This is a genomic window from Neisseria weaveri, from assembly GCF_900638685.1.
GTDB classification, from domain to species: domain Bacteria; phylum Pseudomonadota; class Gammaproteobacteria; order Burkholderiales; family Neisseriaceae; genus Neisseria; species Neisseria weaveri.
The window spans coordinates 1-26,110 of record NZ_LR134533.1; the positions used below are offsets into that span (position 1 = coordinate 1).

21 protein-coding genes and 4 pseudogenes are annotated in these 26,110 nt (G+C 45.1%); 24 read left to right on the forward strand and 1 reads right to left on the reverse strand.

Features of this window, described 5'->3' with window-relative positions; all coding sequences use genetic code 11:
• The 11 genes and pseudogenes from EL309_RS10705 to EL309_RS00095 all read left to right on the forward strand — a co-directional run bounded on the left by EL309_RS10705 (position 1) and on the right by EL309_RS00095 (position 15,315).
• On the forward strand, positions 1–8,580 hold the full coding sequence (locus tag EL309_RS10705) for a two-partner secretion domain-containing protein (protein WP_197721073.1): 8,580 nt from the start codon (positions 1–3) through the stop codon (positions 8,578–8,580).
• Between the two features lie 33 nt (positions 8,581–8,613).
• A complete protein-coding gene (locus EL309_RS00045) occupies positions 8,614–9,141 on the forward strand; it encodes an Imm42 family immunity protein (RefSeq protein WP_107726135.1) in 528 nt (175 codons plus the stop codon).
• Between the two features lie 317 nt (positions 9,142–9,458).
• Positions 9,459–9,692: pseudogene (locus EL309_RS10825) on the forward strand (hypothetical protein); the annotation flags it as partial.
• A 17-nt stretch (positions 9,693–9,709) separates the two neighbouring features.
• Positions 9,710–10,204 (forward strand): immunity 42 family protein, encoded by a 495-nt coding sequence (locus EL309_RS00055; RefSeq protein ID WP_004283048.1) that lies wholly within the window; start codon positions 9,710–9,712, stop codon positions 10,202–10,204.
• Positions 10,205–10,404: 200 nt separating this feature from the next.
• Positions 10,405–11,979, forward strand: a complete 1,575-nt coding sequence (locus tag EL309_RS00065; RefSeq protein WP_197721074.1) for a VENN motif pre-toxin domain-containing protein — start codon at positions 10,405–10,407, stop codon at positions 11,977–11,979.
• A complete protein-coding gene (locus tag EL309_RS00070; RefSeq protein ID WP_004283033.1) occupies positions 11,976–12,434 on the forward strand; it encodes a hypothetical protein in 459 nt (152 codons plus the stop codon). Before EL309_RS00065 ends, EL309_RS00070 begins: the two co-directional genes overlap by 4 nt.
• 135 nt (positions 12,435–12,569) lie before the next feature.
• Positions 12,570–12,695, forward strand: a pseudogene (locus tag EL309_RS10735) (lipoprotein signal peptidase); the annotation flags it as partial.
• Positions 12,696–12,701: 6 nt separating this feature from the next.
• Positions 12,702–12,911 (forward strand): hypothetical protein, encoded by a 210-nt coding sequence (locus EL309_RS00080; RefSeq protein WP_040669639.1) that lies wholly within the window; start codon positions 12,702–12,704, stop codon positions 12,909–12,911.
• Entirely contained in the window at positions 12,908–13,309 is a 402-nt protein-coding gene (locus EL309_RS10740; RefSeq protein ID WP_232014420.1) for an interleukin, read from the forward strand. Before EL309_RS00080 ends, EL309_RS10740 begins: the two co-directional genes overlap by 4 nt.
• Before the next feature lie 261 nt (positions 13,310–13,570).
• Positions 13,571–14,863 carry a VENN motif pre-toxin domain-containing protein gene (locus EL309_RS00090; RefSeq protein WP_232014421.1) on the forward strand — a complete coding sequence of 431 codons (1,293 nt, stop codon included), beginning with the start codon at positions 13,571–13,573 and terminating at the stop codon, positions 14,861–14,863.
• A complete protein-coding gene (locus EL309_RS00095; RefSeq protein ID WP_004283042.1) occupies positions 14,863–15,315 on the forward strand; it encodes a hypothetical protein in 453 nt (150 codons plus the stop codon). The genes EL309_RS00090 and EL309_RS00095 overlap by 1 nt, the downstream gene beginning before the upstream one ends.
• Positions 15,316–15,333: 18 nt before the next feature.
• Here the strand turns inward: EL309_RS00095 and EL309_RS00100 are convergent.
• Positions 15,334–15,537 (reverse strand): annotated as a pseudogene (locus EL309_RS00100) (IS1595 family transposase); the annotation flags it as partial.
• Between the two features lie 364 nt (positions 15,538–15,901).
• Between EL309_RS00100 and EL309_RS00105 the strand changes: the two are divergent.
• From EL309_RS00105 to EL309_RS00165, 13 genes and pseudogenes are all read left to right on the forward strand, one after another.
• Complete coding sequence (locus EL309_RS00105) at positions 15,902–18,841, forward strand: hemagglutinin repeat-containing protein (protein WP_232014441.1); 2,940 nt, start codon at positions 15,902–15,904, stop codon at positions 18,839–18,841.
• Complete coding sequence (locus EL309_RS00110; RefSeq protein WP_040669428.1) at positions 18,838–19,254, forward strand: hypothetical protein; 417 nt, start codon at positions 18,838–18,840, stop codon at positions 19,252–19,254. Before EL309_RS00105 ends, EL309_RS00110 begins: the two co-directional genes overlap by 4 nt.
• Positions 19,255–19,367: 113 nt before the next feature.
• Positions 19,368–20,216 carry a hypothetical protein gene (locus tag EL309_RS00115; RefSeq protein ID WP_126382049.1) on the forward strand — a complete coding sequence of 283 codons (849 nt, stop codon included), beginning with the start codon at positions 19,368–19,370 and terminating at the stop codon, positions 20,214–20,216.
• Positions 20,213–20,431: a hypothetical protein gene (locus EL309_RS00120; protein WP_004282573.1), complete on the forward strand. Its 219-nt coding sequence runs from the start codon at positions 20,213–20,215 to the stop codon at positions 20,429–20,431. The genes EL309_RS00115 and EL309_RS00120 overlap by 4 nt, the downstream gene beginning before the upstream one ends.
• A gap of 221 nt (positions 20,432–20,652) precedes the next feature.
• The gene (locus tag EL309_RS00125) at positions 20,653–21,219 is read left to right on the forward strand and encodes a polymorphic toxin type 24 domain-containing protein (protein ID WP_164717521.1); all 567 of its coding nucleotides are present in this window, start codon (positions 20,653–20,655) and stop codon (positions 21,217–21,219) included.
• A gap of 14 nt (positions 21,220–21,233) precedes the next feature.
• The gene (locus tag EL309_RS00130; RefSeq protein ID WP_004285017.1) at positions 21,234–21,689 is read left to right on the forward strand and encodes a hypothetical protein; all 456 of its coding nucleotides are present in this window, start codon (positions 21,234–21,236) and stop codon (positions 21,687–21,689) included.
• A 161-nt stretch (positions 21,690–21,850) separates the two neighbouring features.
• Positions 21,851–22,077: pseudogene (locus EL309_RS10745) on the forward strand (IS21 family transposase); the annotation flags it as partial.
• Positions 22,078–22,258: 181 nt separating this feature from the next.
• Positions 22,259–23,200: a ribonuclease domain-containing protein gene (locus EL309_RS10710; protein WP_197721075.1), complete on the forward strand. Its 942-nt coding sequence runs from the start codon at positions 22,259–22,261 to the stop codon at positions 23,198–23,200.
• Positions 23,201–23,205: 5 nt separating this feature from the next.
• Positions 23,206–23,493 carry a barstar family protein gene (locus tag EL309_RS00145; protein WP_004285342.1) on the forward strand — a complete coding sequence of 96 codons (288 nt, stop codon included), beginning with the start codon at positions 23,206–23,208 and terminating at the stop codon, positions 23,491–23,493.
• 61 nt (positions 23,494–23,554) lie between these two features.
• Positions 23,555–23,797, forward strand: a complete 243-nt coding sequence (locus EL309_RS10715) for a hypothetical protein (RefSeq protein ID WP_197671602.1) — start codon at positions 23,555–23,557, stop codon at positions 23,795–23,797.
• 230 nt (positions 23,798–24,027) lie between these two features.
• Positions 24,028–24,384, forward strand: coding sequence for a DUF7674 family protein (locus EL309_RS00155; protein ID WP_040669650.1), 357 nt, complete (start codon positions 24,028–24,030; stop codon positions 24,382–24,384).
• A gap of 234 nt (positions 24,385–24,618) precedes the next feature.
• Complete coding sequence (locus EL309_RS00160; RefSeq protein WP_126382052.1) at positions 24,619–25,470, forward strand: VENN motif pre-toxin domain-containing protein; 852 nt, start codon at positions 24,619–24,621, stop codon at positions 25,468–25,470.
• A 20-nt stretch (positions 25,471–25,490) separates the two neighbouring features.
• Positions 25,491–25,994, forward strand: coding sequence for a hypothetical protein (locus EL309_RS00165; protein WP_040670001.1), 504 nt, complete (start codon positions 25,491–25,493; stop codon positions 25,992–25,994).
• The last annotated feature ends 116 nt before the right edge of the window (positions 25,995–26,110 follow it).

The window sequence follows — 26,110 nt, forward strand, 5'->3', positions numbered from 1 at the left end:
ATGAATAAAAACTGCTATAAAGTCATTTTCAACCAACACAAAGGCTGCATGACCGCCGTGCCGGAATACGCCTCGCGCCACAGCAAGTATTCCGCAGACAGAACCTCAAGCAGCTCTATCAGCCGTTTCGGTATCAAACAATTTGCCTTTTTCATGATGGCGGCAGTCGGCACCGCCTGGGTATTGCCTTCGCAGGCAGCCGATATCCAAGCCGACCGCCATGCTCCGGCCAACCAACAGCCGGTCGTACTGCAAACAGCCAACGGTTTGCCGCAGGTCAATATCCAAACTCCGACTACCGGCGGCGTATCGGTGAACCAATACCAACAATTCGACGTATCCCGACGAGGCGCCATTCTAAATAACAGCCGCCGCAACACACAAACCCGATTGGGCGGCTGGATTCAAGGCAATCCGATGTTGGCGGGCGGCGAAGCGCGGATTATCGTCAACCAAGTCAACAGCAGTAATCCTTCATTATTAAACGGTTATATCGAAACCGCAGGCAAACGCGCGGAAGTGGTGATTGCCAACCCGTCGGGCATTCAGGTGGACGGCGGCGGCTTTATCAACGCAGCCGGCGTAACCTTAACTACAGGCAAACCGCTAATCGGTAATGGCGGCTTGGAAGGATTCCAAGTGCGCGAAGGCAGAGTTTCCGTGAGCGGAGAAGGGCTGGACGGCAGTACCGCCGACTACACGCGCATTTTGACACAAGCCGCCGAAATCAACGGCCGCGTTTGGGCGAAAGACCTGAACATAACCGCCGGCCGCTTCGATATGGCGGCGGACGGCTCCGTTCAGGCCGCAGGCAGCGGTGAAAACTCCGAAACCGCCATCGATACCGGCGTTTTGGGCGGTATGTATGCAGGCAAAATCACCCTGACCGCCACCGATAAAGGTGTAGGCGTCAACAACGCAGGCGAAATCTACGCTTCCGCAGGCAGCGTCGTTTTAAGTGCCGACGGTAAAATCAGCAACAGCGGCCGTATCATCGGCAAGGGCGATACCGCCGTTAACGCACGCTCTTTAGACAACAGCGGTGCGTTGTCGTCGCAAAACACCGCCGATATTCAGACGGCCTCGTTAAGCAACAGCGGCATGATTGCCTCGGCCAAAGAAGCCCGCATCCGCAACAGCGGCAAGTTTGACAACAGCGGCAAACTCAACGCCGCCCGTTTGGATGTCGAAACCGCAAGCCTTGCAAACAGCGGTGAAATCAGCCAAAGCGGTGCGCAGAGCCTGAATATCGAAGCAAAACACGCCGAAAACACCGGCTTGATCGGCTATCGCGACACCGCATCTATTCCGAATACCGATAGCAGTAACGCACACAGCCAAAGTTCGGCTACCGGTTCGGCCGATAGCGCCGCAAGCAGCTTCGGCAACCAAAGCAATCCGCAGCCCAAACAAGCTTCAGGCCGCCTGAAAATTTCAGACGGCCTCGGCAACAGCGGCGACATTACCGCCAACGGTGTGACCCATCTGAATATCAACAGCGGCTTCAACAACCGGAAAGACATCAAAGTCGGCAAGTTCACGCAACAAACCGGCCGGTTTGACAACAGCGCAAACTTCTATGCCGCCGAAGCTACTATCCAAGCCGACCGCGCCGCCAACAGCGGTACATGGGCGGCCGCATCAGCCGATATCACCGCCGGGGAGCTGGATAACAGCGGCAGTGTGCAGGCCAATGCCCTCAACATCAACGCCAAACTCAGCAACACCGACACCATCGAAGCAGGCCGTCTGAATATCGACGGCAACATCCGCAACAGCGGCCGCCTGAACACCGACCGCATTACCGCGCGCAGCCAAACCCTTGACAACAGCCAAGGCCGAATCACCGCCCATCAAAGCGGCAGCCTGACCGTTTCAGACGGCCTCAACAACGACGGTGGTCAAATCCACAGCCAAGGCAATCTCGACATCGGCGACAACCGTGCCGACACCCTGGAGGTACGCAACAACCAAGGCAGCATTCTGGCCGGCAACGACCTGAACATTCAGGCGAAATCCTTGGACAACAGTGGCACGACACGCGCCAACCGCGATACCGTCATCAAGCTGAAAGAGAGCTTCGCCAACAGCAAAACCCTCGAATCGGGCAGACTGCTGAGCCTGGAAAGCACCGGCACCATCAGCAACAGCGGCACTTTGCGCGGTGGCCGTTCTTTAAAAGTCAAAGCCGCCGCCCTGCATAACCACGGCACCGCCGAATCCGGCAGCGACACCCGTTTGGAAGCCGAAAACACCCTGGTCAACACCGGTTTGGCCAACAGCGGCGGTTTAACGGCGGTTAAAGGCAGAGACATCGACAACAGCGGCCGTATCTACGGCGATCATGTCGCCGTCGGCGGCGAAAACCTGCGCAACCGCGAAAATAGCTCCGGCAAAGCTGGCGTCATTGCCGCGCGCAGGCATTTGGCGATAGGGGCTAAGAAAATCGATAACATAGGTAGTGGCTTCGATAAGATCGTAGAAGGAAAACAGCAACTGGGAAATGCATCTTCTTTAATAGCCAGCTTGGGTACTTTAAGCATAGGAGGCCGTCTGAATGATGCTTATCATGCAGAAGGAAAAGCGCAGACTTTGAATAATAGAGGAGCAAAAATTGAGTCGGTAGGAGATATGGACTTAAGCGTTGATTCTATCCGCAATGTTAATAACCGCTTGGAAATAGAAGAAAAAGTAGCAGAGGGAGAAAGCAGATATGTCAAAGCTTATAGTCTTCCGGGAAATGCAGAATGGTGGGTAGAAGGTAAGGATGGTCATTTTTGGCAAACAGGTGATGATGCTAAAGGGCAGTTTGATTTTAAAGACGGCAGACGCTCTTTAAAATATAAGGTTTGGAATGAAAAAGAAGTCACTATTCGTACTCATGCAGACCTTTTGGTGCACTCTGAACCCGGACAAATTATTGTAGGTGGTAATTTCAAAGTTGATACCAATAATTTATTGAATAAAGACAGCCAAATTCTGATTGGTGGCAGATGGCATGGCGAAAGCAAAAATTCTGTGCTTGATAATGACTCAATAGCACAGAAGCGTTATGAAGTTGAAACCGGTCGTGGATGGCAAAGCTATTCTCATAAAAGCAAGAAAGATTTGAAATTCAAATGGGTTAGGAGAGGTCGAGGGGATTACGGTATCAATTCGACACGCTATTTGCCCGAGCAAGCATTTGGCAACGATTTTGAGCATTATCAGGAAAATTCAACATTTTCCACTCAAATTGGGAATATTGAGAGTGCCAACAACCGCACTAAATCTGCCGACATCACAGCCAACCAAACCGGCAGCGTACGCACACTGAATGCCGACCCGCGTTTGCCCAACAGCGCATTGTTTGCCGTTAATCCCGATCATCCGACTCATTTGGTTGAAACCGATCCGGCTTTCACCGACTATAAGCAATGGCTGTCCGGCGACTATATGCTGAAAGCCCTAGCGGTGGACCCTGCATCCACGCACAAACGTTTGGGCGACGGCTATTACGAGCAGCGACTGGTCAACGAGCAAATCGCCAAACTTACGGGCTACCGCCGTTTGGACGGCTACGGCAGTGACGAAGAGCAGTTTAAAGCCTTAATGGACGCGGGCATTACCGTGGCCAAGCAGTTCAATCTCGTACCGGGTATCGCCTTAACGTCCGAGCAAGTGGCTTTGCTCACTTCCGATATCCTGTGGCTGGAAAACCAAACCGTTACCCTTGCCGACGGCAGCACCAAAACGGTTTTAGCACCTAAGGTATATACCGTAGTACGCAAAGGCGACTTGAATGCGGCCGGCGGTTTGATCAGTGCTTCGGCCATCGCATTGAAAGCTGAAAATATCGACAATCAGGGCACTTTGGGCACACGGGAGACAGTCAAACTTGATGCGCAGAACATCCGTTTGGGCGGCAATATCGCCTCGTCGGCAGTGCTGGTCGCAGCTTCAGACGGCCTTAAAGCAGACGGCAAAGTGGAAGCTGCCAACCTGATTGCCCTCAAAGGCAAAGACATAACCATTGAAAGCAGCACCGTTTCAGCAGGAAATGAGCGCAACGGTTCGACTTCGCTGAACCGCCAAGCCGGTCTGTATCTGAACGGTTCGCCGAGCGGGCGCGGTATCGTGGCCGTTGACGCTTCGGGCAAATTAAGCATTAACGGTGCCGACATCCGCAACGCCGATTCAGACGGCCTTACCGTACTGCAGGGTAAAGATGTGCATATCGGCACGGTTCAAACCGAAACGCGCGAAGCGTACGGCGAGTTGTCGGACAATATCCACCGCCACGCCCGAATCCATAAAGAACACGGCAGCCGCATCGAGGCGGCCGGCGATATCCGTATTTTTTCAGACGGCCAAACCGATATCCGCCAGGCGGATATTGCGAGCAGCAAAGGCAAAGTAACGGTTTACGGCAAGGATGGCGTCAGCGTTGCCGAAGGCCGTAAGCAGAGCAGTGCAGACGAAGCCTATACTTCGAAGAAAAATAAAATTGTTTCAAAGACTACAAGCGAAATCCGCAAACAAAGTGATTACGACGAAGCTGTCGGCAGCAGCCTTCAAGGCAAAGAAGTGTATATCGGCTCACAAGGCGGTATTTTGGTGCGCGGCAGCGAAGTGGTTTCCGACAACAAAACGGTTATCGACGGTAAAAACGTTACTTTGGAAGCAGCCGTTAACGCTTACCAAAATAACAGTGATATACGCACTAAAAAATCCGGATTCAGTGGCAGACTGGGTAAAAAAGGCGTTCAGATCGGCTATAACCGCCACCGCAGCGAAACCGAAAACGACGGCATCACGCAAGATGTCAGCACAGCCAATATCGGCAGCATCGGCGGTGATACGGTTATCAGAGCCACCGATACTTTAGCTACCCGCGCGGCTGTTGTCGGGTCCGGCGGCAATCTGATTCTGGAAGGCAAAAATATCGATATCGGCAGCCTGTATACCGGCGACAAGTTCGACAGCCAAACGCGCAGCAAAAGCCGCGGCATCAATATCGGTGTGGCGTTTGATCCCGTACCGATGGAGGTTCGTAATTTCGGCAATCATGTCAAAGGCTGGCGGGAAGCCCTTAAAGAAAAGGGCGCAGACGGCAAGATAAAAGGTTGGGTGCGCGGCGATACCGCCGCTGCGGCAGAAACTTTCTCAAATAGTAGCGGAACCAGAATAACGCACGGCCGTATGAAACGGCAGCAAGGCATTGACGATACTTATGCGCACGGCAGCCAAATCAGAGCCGGAGACATGGTAGATATCCGCAGCGGAGAAGATACCCGCATCAGCGGCAGTGAAGTGTACGGCAAAAAAGGTTTGGCTATAGATGCAGGCCGGCGTTTGGATATTGAAACCTCCGGGCAAAACCAAAGCAGTTACCAAAAGGTAAACACTAAAACACACGGCATGGTTTCAGCAGGAACAAACACCCATATCGGATACACTTTTGAGACTGCGGAAAACACCGATAAACGCAGCAGCCATCTCAGCAGTAATGTGGGCAGCGGCGGCGACATTCTTTTGAAAGCCGGAGAGGTCTATAACCAGCGCGGCAGCCATATCCGCGCCGACGGGAACACCCATATCCTTGCAAAAAATGTTAATGTAGAAGCAGCAGAAGCGGCTTACTTGGTGTCCGATAAAGAAAGTTATACCCGCAAAGGCATTAATGTCGGTGTCGGTTCTCCTGCCGTCAACGCGATAAATAATGCCAAACAAAGCATTCAAAGCACGGCTAAGCAAACAGAAAATATCGGGGAAAGCAAAAACAGCCGTACCAACGCCATGGCCGCCGTCAACGCCGGCATCGGTGCCTACCGGGCCGTAAAAGACGTTCAGACGGCCTATCAAAGCGTGCGAAACGGCAAAGGCTTCAAGCCCACCATCAATATCACCTACGGCGAACAACGCAATACCGCCGAACAGAGCCAACAAGGACATACCGTCAGCCCGAGCGGCATACAGGCAGGCGGCAAGGTTATGATTGAAGCCGCCGGCGCAGATAAAGCATCGACTATTACCGTCAGCGGCAGCGATGTCGCAGGCCAACAAGGAACTGCATTGCTGGCAGACGGCGACGTGCGATTACATTCCGCACAAGAAGCACACCAAGAACGCAGCCGCAGCCGCCGGGCAGGATTCAATGCAGGCGTTGCCATTACCGTTGACAGCGGCGTAAGCCTGGGCGTTACCGCCGGCGGCAATTACGGCAAAGGCCGGGGAGACGGCAACAATACCGGACACCGCCACAGCAGCATAGGCAGCAGCGAAAGCCGCACACAGATCCGCAGCGGCGGCCATACCGCCGTCGAAGGCGCGCAAGTATTCGGCAAAGGCATAGACCTCGATACCAAGAGCCTCAGCATAACCAGCCCGCAAGATACCGCCGTTTACGACGGCAAACACTACCAAGGCGAAGTCCAAATTACCGTAGGTTACGGCTTTGCCGCCAGCGGCAGCGCCGAATACAGCCGCCTCAAAGCCGACCATGCCGGCACCACCCGCCAAAGCGGACTGTTTGCCGGCGACGACGGTTTCCAAGTGAATGTTGCAGAACACACCCGGCTCAAAGGCGGTTTGATTACCGCTACCGAACAAGCCGAAGCCGAAGGCAAAAACCGCTTTCAGACGGCCACCATTGACACCGAAGATATCCGCAACCACAGCCGCTACGAAGGTCAAAGCTACGGCATCGGCATCAGCGGCAGCATGGGCGGTGGAGAAGGCAGGCAGCAAATCGGCGGCCAAAAACTCACCGCCTACGGCGACAACACGGTTACCCGTACCGACAACGGAGACACCACCCGCCAAGGCCGGGCAAGCGTTTCCGCACAAATGGGCTTCGGGCGCGACAGCGACAGCCGGGAAAGCACCACCCCGAGCGGCATCGGCACAAGAAACCTGACCGTTACCGCCGATCCTGCCGCAGCAGCCACCCTGTACACCGACATCCGCACCGAAACCGCGGCCGTCAGCTCAGGCCGTCTGAACAACACTTTCGATAAAGAAAGGGTGCAGAAAGAGCTGGATATCCAACGGGAGGTAACACAGCAGTTCGGCAGCAACGTCGGCTATGTAAAAAGCCGAGTGAACCAACGCATAGAAGGATTGAAAGCCGCGAGGGAAGCAGGGCGTATCAGCCAAGAAGAATACGATAAAAAAGTTCAGAGCCTGCAATACCTGAATATAGGCTTAAGCAGTGCGTCGGCAGCTTTATCCGCCCCGACCGACAGCGCATTGGGCCTTGCCGCTTCAGCGGCCAACCCCGTTGTGTCCTACCATATCGGCCAACACTTCAAACAGAACGACGAACTGAACAAACTCGACGGCGGCAAACGTCCGGGAGAAGGCAGCAAAGAACACATCGCCCTGCATACCCTGAACGGATTGCTGACCGGTGCGGCCAACGGCAGCCATGCTGTTGTGAGCGGGCTGTCTGCGGGGGGAGCGGAATTATTGGCACCGACATTGGCACAAAGCCTGTACGGTAAGTCTCCCAAAGAGCTGACGGCGGAAGAAAAAGCGAATATCGGTTCGTTGGCCGGAGTATTCGGTGCGGCGGTAGGCGCGGCATCGGGGGATGTTGCGGGTGCGGTAGTGGGCAGTCAGGTTGCGCAGAGTGCGGTGGAGAATAATTATTTGACGGAAGGGCTCAGAAAAACACCTCAAAGTATCAGCACGTTTGATAAAGAAATGCAGGCCTGTAAGGCAAGAGGTGGTGATTGCTCTGAAATCATTAAAAAATTCTTAGCGCATAGCAACCAAAATAGGGCATATTTGATAAAAGAATGCACAGGAGGCGGAATAACTTGCCCGAGTTATCAGGAAATTATTGCGGCAAATACAGGGGAGTCTTATTTGGCTTCGATTAAAGATCCGGATGTACGCAGGATTGTTGCTACAGTTAATGCTGCAGATTTAATCTTTTTAGATAAGGAAATAGGCATTTGGAGTAAGGTGGGTAATGCCGTTGCAGATCCGACGGTAATCGCTACACTGGTTGGAAGCAGAGGAAGGAGTGGTGCTGTTGACCTGAAGTCCATCGCAAAAAGCAGCACTTTATCTGCCGGGAACGGAATGCTTTATAATTTTGCGGTGCAATGGGCGGAGAAACGCAGTATAGATTACCGTGATTTGATTGCTTCGGGGATTGTAGGTGGAATTACGGGTGCTGCAACTCCGAATGTATCGGTAACTCATGCGAAGAAGCCAAATAGCTCTAATAAATCGATTAACCCATATGGAGTACCTGTACCAGAAAAGGTAAAAGCATCAAACGGTTTATTATATCAATCAAATATCAAACATTCTGGTCGAGGAGTAGGTTCACGCCTTGGTCATGTAGCGAGTGTAGAGCCTTCTAACTCACTCCAAATGTTTGAAAAATCTGTTCCTACCAACAATGCAAATAGCAATCTTCGTTATTATTTTGATGGAGAGGTTGTCCATCAGTATGCTTTAAGTAGTGGAACATATCATTGGGCGGGTGCAAAAGGGAAGCAACAGGCTAATCAGATACCTCGAGACATTAAGGTACATTTTGATATTAATGTAAAAAGATTAAAGGATATAGGTGGAAACCGATAACTATTCTTAAATGGTATGATTTTGGAGAAAAAAATGATTTTCGGAGACCCTTACAAATTTGCTATTCAACTTGATTTTGTTGATGATTGGGTATCAAGATGGGGAGAGACTATGAAAAACGAAGGTGTTTTTCACTACATTATTGGAGGATATATCCAACCTACAGAGTTGATGAATCAATCAGTAACCATTTTGAGTGCTATCAATTCATTGAAAGTGAAACAAAGCAACATCAATCGAATATCTACCGAAAATTTATATGATCAGGTGTCTAAAGATGCTTTTCAAATACTGGAGAGCATTTTAAGTAAAATATTAAATGGAGATGAAACAGATGAAGAATATGAAATTTATATCTCGACTCACCTTAATATAGAAGAAAATATGTTTGGTGATCAGAATAATTGGATTATTTCAAATGACCAAAATGAGAAAATTATTTTTAGAAATTATAAAAATGAACTATATGAAATTATCCTTGATAAAGGCTATTGTAGTGAAGTTATAGATAACGTTCTTGTCTGGGCAAGAAATTATTTCACTGAAGAATGTTGGATCTAGCACTAAAAAATCTAGAATAAAAGTCATCGAAGAGAAGATTATTTTCTCATGCGTTAGGATATGAAAGTTCAACCTATATATCGAATTATGTTCAGCATATATGCATTCTATGGGTTTTTAATGCCGTCTGAAAAATAGACGGCATTTATTTATATATTAAATATTCAGACCCCCCGCTGAGACCGTCTGAATAACACGTTTGATAAAGAAGAAGAGTTGGGTATGAGTCAAAAGCAGCTGAACGATTACGTGAACGATCCGGGTCGGACGGGGAAGCTGTTCCAGTTTGAGAATGCGCGGGACAATATAGTGCTTCGGCTATCGCATTGAAAGCCGGGAATATCGACAACCAAGGCACTTTGGGCGCACGGGAGGCAGTCAAACTTGATGCGCAGAACATCCGTTTGGGCGGCAATATCGCCTCGTCGGCTCATCAATTCTTTAGTGATTCAAATGGCAATGTTTATCATTGGGCTGGCACTTTAGATAGAAGTAGAATCAATAAACTAAATATTAGTGTCCGCAGGGAATTAGGTATTCCCGGTAAATAAGGTAAAAGGAAAATAAAATGATTTTTGGAGATCCATATTACTTTGGTATCTGGCTTGATACAGTGGATGATTGGAATCCATCAGACAATAAAGCAGAAGGTATTTTTGCAATATTTATTGATGGTGATATGCTTCCTTGCGAATTACCTAATACATCAACTTTTCTAGATAATTCAGTAAGATCTATTAATAGCTTTTTTCAAATAATTGATGATTTAGAAAATGAATTCTTATTTAATATGTGTATGGAAGACAGGTTTAATTTTTTGATTAATACAGTTCATTTTAAAAATGAAAATATATCAGAAGAAGATTCTTTTTCGTATTGGAAATATTGCTTAACTGATTACATAGACTCTTCATCAGATAAAGATGACATTTGGTATGTTTCACATAATGAAAAAGAGAAATTGATGTATTTTCAAAAGAATGTGTTAAAAGAAGTTATGTTAAAAAAAGGAACGGTTGGGTTGGTGTTAAAGAAAGTTATTGACTTCAATATGAAAGCATAGACCTCGATACTAAAAGCCTCAGCATAACCAGCCCGCAAGATACCGCCGTTTACGACGGCCAAGACTACCAAGGCGAAGTCCAAATTACCGTAGGTTACGGCTTTGCCGCCGACGGCAGCGCACAATACAGCCGCCTCAAAGCCGACCATGCCGGCACCACCCTTCAAAGCGGCCTGTTTGCCGGCGACGACGGTTTCCAAGTGAATGTTGCAGAACACACCCGGCTCAAAGGCGGTTTGATCACCGCCACCGAACAAGCCGAAGCCGAAGGCAAAAACCGCTTTCAGACGGCCACCATTGACACCGAAGATATCCGCAACCACAGCCGCTACGAAGGCCGAAGCTACGGTATCGGCATCAGCGGCAGCATGGGCGGTGGAGAAGGCAGGCAGCAAATCGGCGGCCAAAAACTCACCGCCTACGGCGACAACACGGTTACCCGTACCGACAACGGAGACACCACCCGCCAAGGCCGGGCAAGCGTTTCCGCACAAATCGGCTTCGGGCGCGACAGCGACAGCCGGGAAAGCACCACCCCGAGCGGCATCGGTACAAGAAACCTGACCGTTACCGCCGATCCTGCCGCAGCAGCCACCCTGTACACCGACATCCGCACCGAAACCGCGGCCGTCAGCTCAGGCCGTCTGAACAACACTTTCGATAAAGAAAGGGTGCAGAAAGAGCTGGATATCCAACGGGAGGTAACACAGCAGTTCGGCAGCAACATCGGCTATGTAAAAAGCCGAGTGAACCAACGCATAGAAGGATTGAAAGCCGCGAGGGAAGCAGGGCGTATCAGCCAAGAAGAATACGATAAACAAACTGCCAAATTGGAAATGGCGAAGCTGTTGACCGACAGTGTAGCAATGGGTTTAATGACTCCAAGCAACAGTTTGGGCGGTACTCTTCTGACAGCGGCTTCCCCTATCGCCAGCCGAGAGATCGGAGCTTACTTTAAAACCGTAGATCCGCAGACAGGTAAAGACAAACAGGGCACACCCGCCCATATTATGGCGCATACCGTCTGGAATGCCGCCGTTGCTTATGCCACAGGTAACAACGCAGGTACGGCCGCTTTGGCAGCGGGCGGTTCCGAAACCGTTACGCCCATTTTATCGAACTGGCTGTTTAAAGAGAAAGATCCGTCGAAACTGACGGAAGATCAAAAAGAAACCTTAGCTACTATCAACCGTCTGCTCGGCAGCGGGATAGGCGCGGCAGGAGGAAACGCCGACAACGCCCTTTCAGACGGCCTGATTGCCCGAAACGTAGCGGAACAGAACAATATGACGCGGGCAGGCAAAGGGGTAGTGGTTCCTTTATTTGGTGCTTTATATTGCGCTTTGGATAAGCATTGCGGAAGCGTTACGGATACGTTTACGGGGATGATGTCGGAACAGATAAAATCTGCGCAAGAAGAGCGGGAGAAGCTGTTTCCGATATTGAATGACGGAAAAGGAGGAGGGGAGAAGGCGCAAGTGCCGAAACACCCGGTAAGCCGGTCAGCTACGGGTGCGCCTATGCCGCCTGATGATGAGGATGATAAAAATTTATCTATTAGCGAGCAAAAAGAAATCCGTTCTTTGAATAAAAGGATTAGAGAACATCAGGAAAAAATTGATAAATTTAGAAAAAATCCTACAATTAGGCCTGGAATGGAGAACTTGCCAAAAGATGTTATTAAGGCAGCTCAAGAAAGAAGAATATTACATTTAGAAAGAGAAATTAAAGCATTTCAAACTAGAATTGATGTTTTAAAAGGGAGGGCAAAATGATTGCTGAAAATAATCAGTTTATTTACGCGGGGTCATTTGATGAGTTGTATCACAAAATTAATAATATTACCCCTTCTACTTTATTAATTAGTGAAAAATTTATCCAATTTGATAGTTTTAATATTTTAGAATTATTGAGCAAAATCCCCGTAAAATGGATTATTATAATTGGAAATAATTCTTCAAATGCAGAAGATGATTTAGATTTTTTGATTGAAACATCGTTAGATGATAATTTGCTTGATGTAGTAACGACAAGCTTTTCATATGAAGAAATAGATGATATAGCTTTTGAATTTTTGGTTACTTCTAAATTGGGCTTCAAAGATTATCAGTTTTTATCGGTTTTAGATTTTGATAAGGTAGAAGAGGTAATGATTTTGAGAAAAATTAATAAAAATATCATGGAAAATTTTGAAATATATACTCAAAATGATCGGAGAATAAACTTTTAATTTTAAACAATGGCAAGTGGTAATCTTTATATAATTTGAATAGCTAGGTTTGCTTGTCAAGAAGTGCTTGTAATTTTGAGGCCGTCTGAAAAATTTCAACCTTTTCAGACGGCCTGAGCCTTTGCAAAAAACCATCTGCGGCGCATTTCAGTGTTTTGCGCTGCCCGCTCGTTTGCCTGTCTGTATGATATGTCTGCACCCACTGTGCTGCTACGCCTTGAACTGCATCCACATCTGAGGGTTTTGCAAAGGTTTCAGGCCAAGAAAATGAATGAGAAACAGATTCAGGAAATGACAGGAAATAAAAATTGGCATCAAACCAATATAAAGAGAAATATTGCGAGAAAATATGGCAAAGAGTTAAGAGGGGCAACTAATTTTGATTTCTATAGAAATTCTAAATCAGGTGATATTTATATACAAGGGAATAAACCCAATAGCCCGAGAATTAGGATTAATATTCAGGAGTTTTTATGATGTATGCAAGATTTACAATTCACATTTCAGGAAGTAAATTTACACCAAGCAAGACTATTGAAAAATTGAAAACTTCACTTGTAGTTGATGAGTTTTTTGATAACAGTGATCATGAGTTAAATGAGACTAGTAATTGTGGAGATATATATTTGATACATGAAAACGAATTTTCTAAAGAGTTTCCAGATCTGGAGTATGAAAAAAGCTTTGTAAATTTTTTTTCAGAAAACTATGATTTGCTAAAAGAAAATGGTGCTACTGATTTTAGTATATTTATAGAAATTTATTATGTAGATCAATGCAATTTTGAGATTTTTAATAGAGATTTATTGGTGGAATTGGCTAAATATAGAGTTAATTTGCCAATTAGTGTCTACCACATTCAAGATGTAGATTAAGTTGTAGATTGCATAAAGAATTCAAATATGGTGTATGTCAAGTTTGAGCGAGCTTTATAAGATTTGGATACCGTCTGAAAATTTCAGCCTTTTCAGACGGTATTCTTTTACATATTAAGAGAAGACCTCACCGAAACCGCCGACTCCCGTTCAGGCCGTCTGAACAACACTTTCGATAAAGAAAGGGTGCAGAAAGAGCTGGATATCCAACGGGAGGTAACACAGCAGTTCGGCAGCAACATCGGCTATGTAAAAAGCCAAGTGAACCGACGCATAGAAGGATTGAAAGCCGCCAGGGAAGCAGGGCGGATCAGCCAAGAAGAATACGATAAAAAAGTTCAGAGCCTGCAATACCTGAATATAGGCTTAAGCAGTGCGTCGGCAGCTTTATCCGCCCCGACCGACAGCGCATTGGGTCTTGCCGCTTCCGCGGCCAACCCCGTTGTGTCCTACCATATCGGCCAACACTTCAAACAGAACGACGAACTGAACCAACTCGACGGCGGCAAACGTCCGGGAGAAGGCAGCAAAGAACACATCGCCCTGCATACCCTTAGCGGTTTGCTGACCGGTGCGGCCAACGGCAGCCATGCTGTTGTGAGCGGGCTGTCTGCGGGGGGAGCGGAATTATTGGCACCGACATTGGCACAAAGCCTGTACGGTAAGTCTCCCAAAGAGCTGACGGCGGAAGAAAAAGCGAATATCGGTTCGTTGGCCGGAGTATTCGGTGCGGCGGTAGGCGCGGCATCGGGGGATGTTGCGGGTGCGGTAGTGGGCAGTCAGGTTGCGCAGAGTGCGGTGGAGAATAATAATTCTGCCATACGCACGCTACCGAACCGACATTTGCAAAGACAACAAAGGATAGAATTAACAGCGGATGCTGTAGATGAATTGTTTGCGTTATTAATGGGTAATGTAGGAGATATCAAAAGGGGCTGGGCACAGTTAAGTTATGAGACCAAATATGAAAAATTAATTGAGTCACAACAGCAATTAGAGAGATTGGGTTACCGAGTACCGTTAGTGGCTTTTTTAGATAGAAATGGTAATCAAAGAGTTGATCTTGAGGCCAGTAAAAAGAACATATCTTATGCACTCTCAAGGCTGAGTAATGCTTCTCAGTCTGAGAAAGCGGCATTTAAAGAAGCAAAAAGATCAGGACATATTTTAAAAAATGATAAGCCTGTGGCTGTGAGGGCGGTAACTTATCGTGATCCTGCTCGTCAAGTGGATGAAAGTGCCTTTGAATATTTATATAAAAATACCAAAGGAGAATATGTTGTATTGCAAAGGCATAATCTTGGTCATATGTATCTAGTTAAAGGTGATCATAATGTGATTGATTTAAAATCTTCACAACCTGCACATTGGAATGTGAGACATTATCCTTTGGGCACCAACATTAATCCAACAATATGGCAAAGTTCTATTGAAAAAGATATGATAAAAAATAATTCCTCTTTGAGTAAATATGGGGAAGCTATCAGTTACCCTAAACATCGACAAGTTCCTGATCATATCCCATATTTATCAAAACCTAAAAGGACTAAATAATGGAAAAAAGATATATTTTAAATTTCTTAAGAATTTCAGAAGGAATTCCTGCCAGGGCTGCGAATAAATGGCGTCATATTCTCAGTACGTGTTGGAATAATATTTTCGATGGTAAATTGTTAATTAGTAATTATAACTTTGTTTTGATGAATGATAATAAGAGACTAACTATAAATTTTGTATTGCCACCTGTAGAAAACAAAAATACATATTTTAAAAACGATATATTTATGATCTCTTTATCTATGTCAGATATTATTTGTAGTGAAAATTTACAAGAAATTTTAAATGGAAATATAGGAAGTATTGAATTAAGTATTTCCTATATAGAAGATGGGTTATTTGAGATTTTTTTATATTTTGACAACAAGTATATTAATTTAAAAACAAATGACATTTTAATTTCTTCACTGTATAAGAAAGATAGTAATGATTTTAAATTAATTTTTTAGGGGCTTAAGAAGCAAAATTCATTTTAAAGGATCTTTACGCAACATTCCCAGCAGCACTTTATACAAATCGTCATGCCTGTGATTGAAGCGGAACTCGGTTTCTTTTAAATGCAGATAAAACGTATGCTTAGGTACACCGTTAAACTGTACCAAGCGATGCTTCGCGTAGCTCCAAAAGGATTCAATACCATTGATATGCTGAGTGCCACGGGCAAATTCATTTATCGGCAGCATCGGCGGCGATACCGTTATCCGCGCCGACGATAACGTTACCACCCGCGCCGCAGTCATCGGCGCAGGAAGGAACGTGCGTATCGAAGCCCGCAACGTCGATATCGGCAGCCTGCATACCGGCGACAAGTTCGACAGCCAAACGCGCAGCAAAAGCCGCGGCATCAATATCGGTGTGGCGTTTGATCCCGTACCGATGGAGGTTCGTAATTTCGGCAATCATGTCAAAGGCTGGCGGGAAGCCCTTAAAGAAAAGGGCGCAGACGGCAAGATAAAAGGTTGGGTGCGCGGCGATACCGCCGCTGCGGCAGAAACTTTCTCAAATAGTAGCGGAACCAGAATAACGCACGGCCGTATGAAACGGCAGCAAGGCATTGACGATACTTATGCGCACGGCAGCCAAATCAGAGCCGGAGACATGGTAGATATCCGCAGCGGAGAAGATACCCGCATCAGCGGCAGTGAAGTGTACGGCAAAAAAGGTTTGGCTATAGATGCAGGCCGGCGTTTGGATATTGAAACCTCCGGGCAAAACCAAAGCAGTTACCAAAAGGTAAACACTAAAACACACGGCATGGTTTCAGCAGGAACAAACACCCATATCGGATACACTTTTGAGACTGCGGAAAACACCGATAAACGCAGCAGCCATCTCAGCAGTAATGTGGGCAGCGGCGGCGACATTCTTTTGAAAGCCGGAGAGGTCTATAACCAGCGCGGCAGCCATATCCGCGCCGACGGGAACACCCATATCCTTGCAAAAAATGTTAATGTAGAAGCAGCAGAAGCGGCTTACTTGGTGTCCGATAAAGAAAGTTATACCCGCAAAGGCATTAATGTCGGTGTCGGTTCTCCTGCCGTCAACGCGATAAATAATGCCAAACAAAGCATTCAAAGCACGGCTAAGCAAACAGAAAATATCGGGGAAAGCAAAAACAGCCGTACCAACGCCATGGCCGCCGTCAACGCCGGCATCGGTGCCTACCGGGCCGTAAAAGACGTTCAGACGGCCTATCAAAGCGTGCGAAACGGCAAAGGCTTCAAGCCCACCATCAATATCACCTACGGCGAACAACGCAATACCGCCGAACAGAGCCAACAAGGACATACCGTCAGCCCGAGCGGCATACAGGCAGGCGGCAAGGTTATGATTGAAGCCGCCGGCGCAGATAAAGCATCGACTATTACCGTCAGCGGCAGCGATGTCGCAGGCCAACAAGGAACTGCATTGCTGGCAGACGGCGACGTGCGATTACATTCCGCACAAGAAGCACACCAAGAACGCAGCCGCAGCCGCCGGGCAGGATTCAATGCAGGCGTTGCCATTACCGTTGACAGCGGCGTAAGCCTGGGCGTTACCGCCGGCGGCAATTACGGCAAAGGCCGGGGAGACGGCAACAATACCGGACACCGCCACAGCAGCATAGGCAGCAGCGAAAGCCGCACACAGATCCGCAGCGGCGGCCATACCGCCGTCGAAGGCGCGCAAGTATTCGGCAAAGGCATAGACCTCGATACCAAGAGCCTCAGCATAACCAGCCCGCAAGATACCGCCGTTTACGACGGCAAACACTACCAAGGCGAAGTCCAAATTACCGTAGGTTACGGCTTTGCCGCCAGCGGCAGCGCCGAATACAGCCGCCTCAAAGCCGACCATGCCGGCACCACCCGCCAAAGCGGACTGTTTGCCGGCGACGACGGTTTCCAAGTGAATGTTGCAGAACACACCCGGCTCAAAGGCGGTTTGATTACCGCTACCGAACAAGCCGAAGCCGAAGGCAAAAACCGCTTTCAGACGGCCACCATTGACACCGAAGATATCCGCAACCACAGCCGCTACGAAGGTCAAAGCTACGGCATCGGCATCAGCGGCAGCATGGGCGGTGGAGAAGGCAGGCAGCAAATCGGCGGCCAAAAACTCACCGCCTACGGCGACAACACGGTTACCCGTACCGACAACGGAGACACCACCCGCCAAGGCCGGGCAAGCGTTTCCGCACAAATGGGCTTCGGGCGCGACAGCGACAGCCGGGAAAGCACCACCCCGAGCGGCATCGGCACAAGAAACCTGACCGTTACCGCCGATCCTGCCGCAGCAGCCACCCTGTACACCGACATCCGCACCGAAACCGCGGCCGTCAGCTCAGGCCGTCTGAACAACACTTTCGATAAAGAAAGGGTGCAGAAAGAGCTGGATATCCAACGGGAGGTAACACAGCAGTTCGGCAGCAACGTCGGCTATGTAAAAAGCCGAGTGAACCAACGCATAGAAGGATTGAAAGCCGCGAGGGAAGCAGGGCGTATCAGCCAAGAAGAATACGATAAAAAAGTTCAGAGCCTGCAATACCTGAATATAGGCTTAAGCAGTGCGTCGGCAGCTTTATCCGCCCCGACCGACAGCGCATTGGGCCTTGCCGCTTCAGCGGCCAACCCCGTTGTGTCCTACCATATCGGCCAACACTTCAAACAGAACGACGAACTGAACAAACTCGACGGCGGCAAACGTCCGGGAGAAGGCAGCAAAGAACACATCGCCCTGCATACCCTGAACGGATTGCTGACCGGCGCGGCCAACGGCAGCCATGCTGTTGTGAGCGGGCTGTCTGCGGGGGGAGCGGAATTATTGGCACCGACATTGGCACAAAGCCTGTACGGTAAGTCTCCCAAAGAGCTGACGGCGGAAGAAAAAGCGAATATCGGTTCGTTGGCCGGAGTATTCGGTGCGGCGGTAGGCGCGGCATCGGGGGATGTTGCGGGTGCGGTAGTGGGCAGTCAGGTTGCGCAGAGTGCGGTGGAGAATAATGATTTAAAAGATTATTTACCTTCGAGAAAAGAGCAAGAGGCGAACCAAGTATTGGCAGATAAAATAGCTCACAATTTGAGTTCAAACCCAAATTCAAGGTTTACTAAAACAGAAGCTGATTACTTATATCAAATTAATACAGATTCCAGGTTGACTGTTGTTCTTGATGTAAATTACTTAGGAGATTTAAAAGTTTCGGGAAATAAATTTGAAGAAATGCCAGATGGTAGAAAACGCATTACTGTTAAGCCTATTTCAAATGAGATTTGGGCAGTTACAGGCACTTTAACTCTAGTTCAAAGATTAGATGGAAGTTATGGAATCTTTAATGACACTTATGATTATGATATCAAACCGGGAATAAGAAATATTCCGAGAAACTTAGAGACATATTTTGGAGAGCCAGCGTGTGGAAAAAATAGTGGGTGTACAGGATATTCCATTCAATTTAAAGGTAATATTAACCCTAGAAAAATAAAGGGACTTCCATGAAAAACATAATCTGGAGATTTTTTCTTCCCTGTTTTTTACTGATAATAGTATTAAAATTTTTATATCCATACTTATGCTTTTGGAATAGTAATATTTACTTAAGTGAATTTGATAAAACGCTTACTGTGTTAAAAAAGTCAAATGGCAAAGCTAACCAATTTATATTAGACGGGGTGGTTGATTATAAAGTTAAGAATGAATATTTATTAGTTTTAAGAATGGTAATTATTACAAATGATACTTCAATTACATATACAGGAAAATATCAATATTGGGCAATTAAGTATACTACAGGAAGAAAAATAGGACCTTTTTCACAAGATGAATTTAATAAATTTTTAGCTCAAAATAGGTTGGGGAAAAATACCTTGTCAATACCAGATAGTTATCATAGATACCCTGTGGAGCCGTAGGCGGCAATACAGCGGCAGCGGTAGCGGGATGGAATACCGACAGGTTTAACCGACAGCTGCATCCGAATGAATATGCCACGGCAAAACGCTATTCCGAACAGATTGCAGCAGAATTGAGCAAACGGGAAAAACGCCAAGTTACGAAAGAAGAGGCTGAAGCAAGAATTATTCGGCAGATGCTCAGAAACGTAGATGAAGCCACGGCAAAAGCCGATTTATTCAAAAGAGACGAAAATATCGTTTCACTGATGGGTGCTTATTTGCCGAAACGGGATAAGCATTATCAAGATTCGGTCTACAACATCCGTTACAATGCCGCTTACGGCTCTGTTTTAAATCATGCCGCCCGTTATAAACATTTCGGCAGAACACCGGAAGAAATCAACAGCTACAACCGCCATGTTGTTACCGACATACCGAAAGCGATAGCGAATGTAGGGATAAGCGCATACGAATCGGCGGCGAACTTGGCCAACGGTTCGGTATTTGCGGAAGACCCTGCTTATGCGCGTATAGGCAGAGTCGGTTACGGGATACCTGAGTATGGCAAAGCGTTGGAGACGGCGGGCAGTTTGGGATTGGGAGCTTATGCGTTGGGTAGGGGAGTGAAGACTGGTTCGGATAATTTACGTTCTAAAAAATTCGGGATTTGGAAAGTAGATGAGTTGAAAAAAACTGCAAAAATGTTAGATAGGAGTAATCTGACAGTTGCGGGTCGGGCACTGCAAAAGCATGGGAATAGAGAAGGAAGTGCATTCCCTCGAGCAAAAGGTAGCCCATCCTTAATTAATTTACAAGCAGAAAAAATTGTGAGTGATATTTTGCACAATCCCAAAACGGTTGCTACACAGAGAAATACTGGGCGTTTTGGGAAAGTTACAGATGTTGTCGCGCCAGATGGGCGTGGTTTGAGATATGATTCAACTGGTAAATTTATTGGTTTTTTGGAGCCTAAAAAATGAAAAAATTAACTTTACAACTTATTAGTTTGATTGATAGAGATAGTTTGGTTGTGGAAATTTGGGAGGGTGATAATCAATTTGCTGAAGTCTATATGCAAAATGGTGAAATTCAGATAGATATATTCCCTATTTTGGATAGAGATTATTGGACTTTTAATTTATATGAGATTCAGGATAGCTTTGGGGAAGCAATTAAGTTATTGGGTAACAAATAGAAAGAAGCCGAAGCAAGAATTATCCGGCTAAACATTACCAAGATTCGGCCTACAACAGCCGTTACAATGCCGCTTACGGCTCTGTTTTAAATCATGCCGCCCGTTATAAACATTTCGGCAGAACACCGGAAGAAATCAATAGCTACAACCGCCATGTTGTTACCGACATACCGAAAGCGATAGCGAATGTGGGGATAGGCGCATACGAATCGGCGGCGAACTTGGCCAACGGTTCGGTATTTGCGGAAGACCCTGCTTATGCGCGTATAGGCAGAATCGGTTACGGCATACCGGAGTACGGTAATGCGTTGGAGACGGTAGGCAGCTTGGGGTTGGGAGCTTATGCGTTGGGTAGGGGAGCAACCTACCCAAATGAAATGGGCACAAAAAGTTCTTTTACAATCGGCAATCGCCGTTATTCGGTTGTTGATGGTGAGATGGCTGGGGCAAATAAACCTATAAAACAAAATATCCCATTACTTAGCAGTCCAAATGCACAGCGAATTCCAAGCGGAAATTTCCCAAGGGAAAATCAAAAACCTAATGCAATCTTATATCGTGCTAATCAAAATGGAAGTATTACAAGCTATGCCGTTTATGATAAACATGGCATGATTCTGAAACGTGTCGATATGCAAGGAAAGGCTCATGCAGGTATCCCTACTCCTCATGTCATTGAATATGGAAGAAATACATTACCGGATGGAACGGTAAAGCCTGTTACACCTAGGAAATCAATGCCTCGACCGGCAAGAGCTGATGAGCTTTATTATTTTATCAAACATTAAAATAGATATAAAATATGTTAGAGAATTGGAAATATCATTTTTGGAAAAAAGATCAGATTGATAGAAATGATATTGATGCATATATAGGATATAAAATTTATCCTGAAGATATTGAAATTTTTTCAAATATTCTTTATCCGGACTTTATGGAATATAAAAACTGCATTATAAAATTACCATCAGGCTGTACTCAGGATGAAATTAAAGATATTCAATTATTATTTGATAAATGGGAAGGAGAAAATTTAACTACTAGTCAAATTGAGAAAGTTATGAACTATACGATTATTTCAGAAATTTTTTTCGAAACATCTAGTAGTTCAAATATTTCAACATTAAGTAACATTGCAAATTTAATAAGTTTAAATTGGGAAATCTGTCTCAAAAAGAAATTTCCAAATAGGAACTTTGATATTGTTGTATCAAATGATGATGATCAAGTATCTTTAACATTTTCTCAAGTTAGCTAGCTTATTTGACAGCAAGCTGTTGTTTGTATGAAAGTTCAATCTATATTGTTAAATATCGTGCAAAACTGAGCCAGGGAAACGGGGAGTTGTGCTCCAAAATTGAGCCACTCTCCGTTTGTTATAAACTGCTCTGCTTTATCACACAGCGGAGCCCAACCTGGATGTTATGTATGGAAACCATCGCAAAAGTGCACCGGCTTTTTCACCGGCAGAAACTCTCACAACGTGAAATCGCCAAACAACTCAAACTCTCCCGCAATACAGTCGCCCCCCCGTCTACCGCAGAGAACAAACCCATTACCCCAAGCTCGGTCCTTTTCTTGACGTGTTGACCCAACAGTTGCTCCAAGAAGCCCGGCTGCCCAAACAGCAACACCTTTCTGCCCGAGACCTTTGCAAAACCCTCAAAAATTCTTTAAATTCCCACTCACATCAAACTCCGGGAATTTAAAGAATTTTTGAGGGTTTTGCAAAGGTTTCAGGCCGTCTGAACAACACTTTCGATAAAGAAAGGGTGCAGAAAGAGCTGGATTACGAAAGAAGAAGCCGAAGCAAGAATTATCCGGCAGATGCTCAGAAACGTAGACGAAGCTACGGCAAAAGCGGACTTGTTCAAAAGAGACGACAATATCGTTTCACTAATGGGTGCTTATTTGCCGAAACGGGATAAGCATTACCAAGATTCGGCCTACAACAGCCGTTACAATGCCGCTTACGGCTCTGTTTTAAATCATGCCTTCCGTTATAAGAATTTCGGCAGAACACCGGAAGAAATCAACAGCTACAACCACCATGTTATTACCGACATACCGAAAGCGATAGTGAATGTGGGGATAGGCGCATACGAATCGGCGGCGAACTTGGCCAACGGTTCGGCGTTTCCGGAAGATCCCGCTTATGTGCGTATAGATAGAATCGGCTACGGGATACCGAAGTACGGTAATGCGTTGGAGACGGCGGGCAGTTTGGGGTTGGGGGCTTATTCGTTGGGCAGGGGAGCAAGCTCACCAAATGTAACAGGCACGAAAAGTCCTTCTGCAACCGGCAATCGTCGGTATTCGGTTGTTGATGGTGAGATGGCTGGCGGGAATAAAGCATCTAAACCCATAACATCTTCGGGTAAAGCTAATGCAGCAACAGTTAGAGGATTGAATCTCGATTTAAAAACCGCGCAAGCGGCTAATGAAGTAGTAGAAAGCTTAAGAACCGCAGGTAAATTGCCAAGCCATTACGTAACAAAAAATAAAGCGATCCAGCAAGGTTGGAAGCCAGGAAAGCCATTAAGCAATTATGTTAAAAATGGCCAAATCGGCGGTGATATTTTTGAAAATTCAACAAAGATTTTGCCATTTGCAAATGGGAGGGTTTGGTATGAAGCCGATATTGGTCTTAATAATACAATCTCTAGAGCCAAGCAAACAGGTACAAGAATTTTATATTCTAATGATGGTTTATTGTATATTACAAATGACCATTATAAGACAGTGACTAAAATAGGAACTTGGAAATAAAAATTATGATTATTTATATAGATGGGCAAAGTATTAAAGAAAGTCTTGACTTTCATAAACAACTCTCCAGCCAATTGAAAATTTCTCAATATTACGGTCGAAATCTTGATGCCTTGTGGGATTTATTAAGCATGAACATTGAAAGACCTTTAACTTTGGTTTGGAATAATTCGCAAGAGTCAAAAAAATATCTTGGAGAAGAATTTGATGCAATTGTTGAGATTCTAGATCGTGTCAAAAGACAGGATATTTTTTACAATTGGCAAGATAAGTTTAATTATTATTTGAAATAATAAGCCAGCAGTAAATTGCTGTAGATATTTGTATTAATCAACAGCAGGTTAACAGTCACGAATGTCGAGTAGATTTTGTTGTCCTGATTTGAATGTAACAGGCACGAAAAGTCCTTCTGCAACCGGCAATCGTCGGTATTCGGTTGTTGATGGTGAGATGGCTGGGGCAAACAGACAGGCAAAATATAATACTTCGGAAGGAAAAGCCGATAGTGTGAGTGGTAGAAATTTGGCTGATCATTTAACGGCAAAAATGTCTAAACCTATTGTAAAAGATCCTACACTTAAAAAAAATTGTCGATGATTTATATAGGGAAAATGCAAAAATAGGTAGTGGAAGTACAGCTGATGCGGTTCGCTATGAACTTAAAAACAATACAAAAGTAGGAGGTAGGGAACATAGTGAAAAAGCTAGAAATTATTCAGTAGCACTTGAAAGGTGGTTAATAAAAAATCCAGAGGCATCTTTTAGCGATCAGTCAACTGCTAAAAATATATTGAGAGATCTGCAAAATGCAATTAAAGGAAAATGAGATGAATTACGATCAATTTTTAAATAAGATTAAAGGAATATCCTTGATATCACTGTCAATAGATAAATTTATCAGTGAGTGGGGGGATGATTTGCCAGTAATGTTATTTGGGGAAATAGGCAAAACCATAGTAAACAATTTATCCAATTTTTCAATAAATGAATGTAATGATATATTTGCCTATATTGAAGAAGGGATGCTTAGTGGTGAAGAGCTGTTAAAAAATTGTATTGCTACTGGTTTATTAGAATCTATGTATAATAGTTCACAAAAAGAAAATAATTGGCTAAATATAAACAATATGCTAGACCCATTGTCAAGACAGTATGTTGACGAGTGGATAAATATTGGAGAATAATTTATTAAACTTCAAATTATATGAAAACTTGATGAATATGTAGAAATTATATCTAAATACTATGTATTTTATAAATTTAAATGCCGTCTGAAAATTCCAGCCTTTTCAGACGGCATCTATTTATGTGTTGAAATAACTGAGCCGATATCTATCGCCAGCCGAGAGATCGGAGCTTACTTTAAAACCGTAGATCCGCAGGCAGGTAAAGACAAACAAGGCACACCCGCCCATATTATGGCGCATACCGTCTGGAATGCCGCCGTTGCTTATGCCGCAGGTAACAACGCAGGTACGGCCGCTTTGGCAGCGGGCGGTTCCGAAACCGTTACGCCCATTTTATCGAACTGGCTGTTTAAAGAGAAAGATCCGTCGAAACTGACGGAAGATCAAAAAGAAACCTTAGCTACTATCAACCGTCTGCTCGGCAGCGGGATAGGCGCGGCAGGAGGAAACGCCGACAACGCCCTTTCAGACGGCCTGATTGCCCGAAACGTAGCGGAACAGAACAATATGACGCGGGCAGGCAAAGGGGTAGTGGTTCCTTTATTTGGTGCTTTATATTGCGCTTTGGATAAGCATTGCGGAAGCGTTACGGATACGTTTACGGGGATGATGTCGGAACAGATAAAATCTGCGCAAGAAGAGCGGGAGAAGCTGTTTCCGATATTGAATGACGGAAAAGGAGGAGGGGAGAAGGCGCAAGTGCCGAAACACCCGGTAAGCCGGTCAGCTACGGGTGCGCCTATGCCGCCTGATGATGAGGATAATGGCAAAAATGATTTAGATGTCAACGTAAATAAAATTTTGAAGCAATCTAATAGACTTTCCAATAGGAATAGTCTAACTCAATATGAAAAAAATATGCCTAATAGAACTGATAGAGAGGCGTGGCAGCAAGCTCAAAAAGATTTTGATAGTTTAAAATTACAAAATATCAGGACAATAAATACTCAATATGGACAAGGTAGAATAGGTATACTAAATGATGGCAGAACCGTAATAGTTAGACCAGGCAGTTCAAATGGTAGTCCAACTTTACAAATTAATAGTAAATCTTCTAATAAAGTTATTAAAATTAGATACTAAATTTAAATTGTGGAAAAAAAATGATAAATTTATTTAATTCTAAGGAAGAATTTTTTTCTTTTTTTCTAAATGAAGAGTGGTCAATATCTAAAAAATTTCTTGATGATAAATCTTGGAATGCTATACCTGTTCCAAATACTCTCACATTAATAGAGTCAGAATGGTTGTCTAACTCAATACATTCGTTAGGTTTTGATCATTATATTGAGTTCACTTTCGAATATGAGGGAGATATTTATCAAAGAAAGATTGCTAATAATCAGGAAAATATATTCTATAGCGATTTTAATAATTTGCAAAGTTATATTATAATCACCAATGAAAACTTAGATTTTATTTACTTTAGAAATCAAAATAATTTATATCATTTATTTTGTGGCAAGTATGACTTTATATATAATTGTGTAAAGTGTTCTAATAGAATGGCAAAAGAAATTTTCTTTTCTTATGGAGTATACGATTATAACGAACAAAATGATGAGCACTATTATTTAAAAAAAATTTGGGAGTATTATAAAAGTTAGTATTTGATTATTTTATATGTGTTTTCTTAAGTATGTTTAATGATATAGTGCATTGATTTATATATTTATTTTAATTGATCTATAGGTTTAATACTAATAGGTATTTATAATTTTGA

Excerpts from the sequence above, each read along its gene's own strand:
- EL309_RS10705 (WP_197721073.1), top strand. The coding sequence starts at position 1 with ATGAATAAAAACTGCTATAAAGTCATTTTCAACCAACACAAAGGCTGC.
- EL309_RS00045 (WP_107726135.1), top strand. The coding sequence starts at position 8,614 with ATGATTTTCGGAGACCCTTACAAATTTGCTATTCAACTTGATTTTGTT.
- EL309_RS00055 (WP_004283048.1), top strand. The coding sequence starts at position 9,710 with ATGATTTTTGGAGATCCATATTACTTTGGTATCTGGCTTGATACAGTG.
- EL309_RS00070 (WP_004283033.1), top strand. The coding sequence starts at position 11,976 with ATGATTGCTGAAAATAATCAGTTTATTTACGCGGGGTCATTTGATGAG.
- EL309_RS00080 (WP_040669639.1), top strand. The coding sequence starts at position 12,702 with ATGAATGAGAAACAGATTCAGGAAATGACAGGAAATAAAAATTGGCAT.
- EL309_RS10740 (WP_232014420.1), top strand. The coding sequence starts at position 12,908 with ATGATGTATGCAAGATTTACAATTCACATTTCAGGAAGTAAATTTACA.
- EL309_RS00095 (WP_004283042.1), top strand. The coding sequence starts at position 14,863 with ATGGAAAAAAGATATATTTTAAATTTCTTAAGAATTTCAGAAGGAATT.
- EL309_RS00105 (WP_232014441.1), top strand. The coding sequence starts at position 15,902 with ATGAAACGGCAGCAAGGCATTGACGATACTTATGCGCACGGCAGCCAA.
- EL309_RS00110 (WP_040669428.1), top strand. The coding sequence starts at position 18,838 with ATGAAAAACATAATCTGGAGATTTTTTCTTCCCTGTTTTTTACTGATA.
- EL309_RS00120 (WP_004282573.1), top strand. The coding sequence starts at position 20,213 with ATGAAAAAATTAACTTTACAACTTATTAGTTTGATTGATAGAGATAGT.
- EL309_RS00130 (WP_004285017.1), top strand. The coding sequence starts at position 21,234 with ATGTTAGAGAATTGGAAATATCATTTTTGGAAAAAAGATCAGATTGAT.
- EL309_RS10710 (WP_197721075.1), top strand. The coding sequence starts at position 22,259 with ATGCTCAGAAACGTAGACGAAGCTACGGCAAAAGCGGACTTGTTCAAA.
- EL309_RS00145 (WP_004285342.1), top strand. The coding sequence starts at position 23,206 with ATGATTATTTATATAGATGGGCAAAGTATTAAAGAAAGTCTTGACTTT.
- EL309_RS10715 (WP_197671602.1), top strand. The coding sequence starts at position 23,555 with ATGTCGAGTAGATTTTGTTGTCCTGATTTGAATGTAACAGGCACGAAA.
- EL309_RS00155 (WP_040669650.1), top strand. The coding sequence starts at position 24,028 with ATGAATTACGATCAATTTTTAAATAAGATTAAAGGAATATCCTTGATA.
- EL309_RS00160 (WP_126382052.1), top strand. The coding sequence starts at position 24,619 with ATGGCGCATACCGTCTGGAATGCCGCCGTTGCTTATGCCGCAGGTAAC.
- EL309_RS00165 (WP_040670001.1), top strand. The coding sequence starts at position 25,491 with ATGATAAATTTATTTAATTCTAAGGAAGAATTTTTTTCTTTTTTTCTA.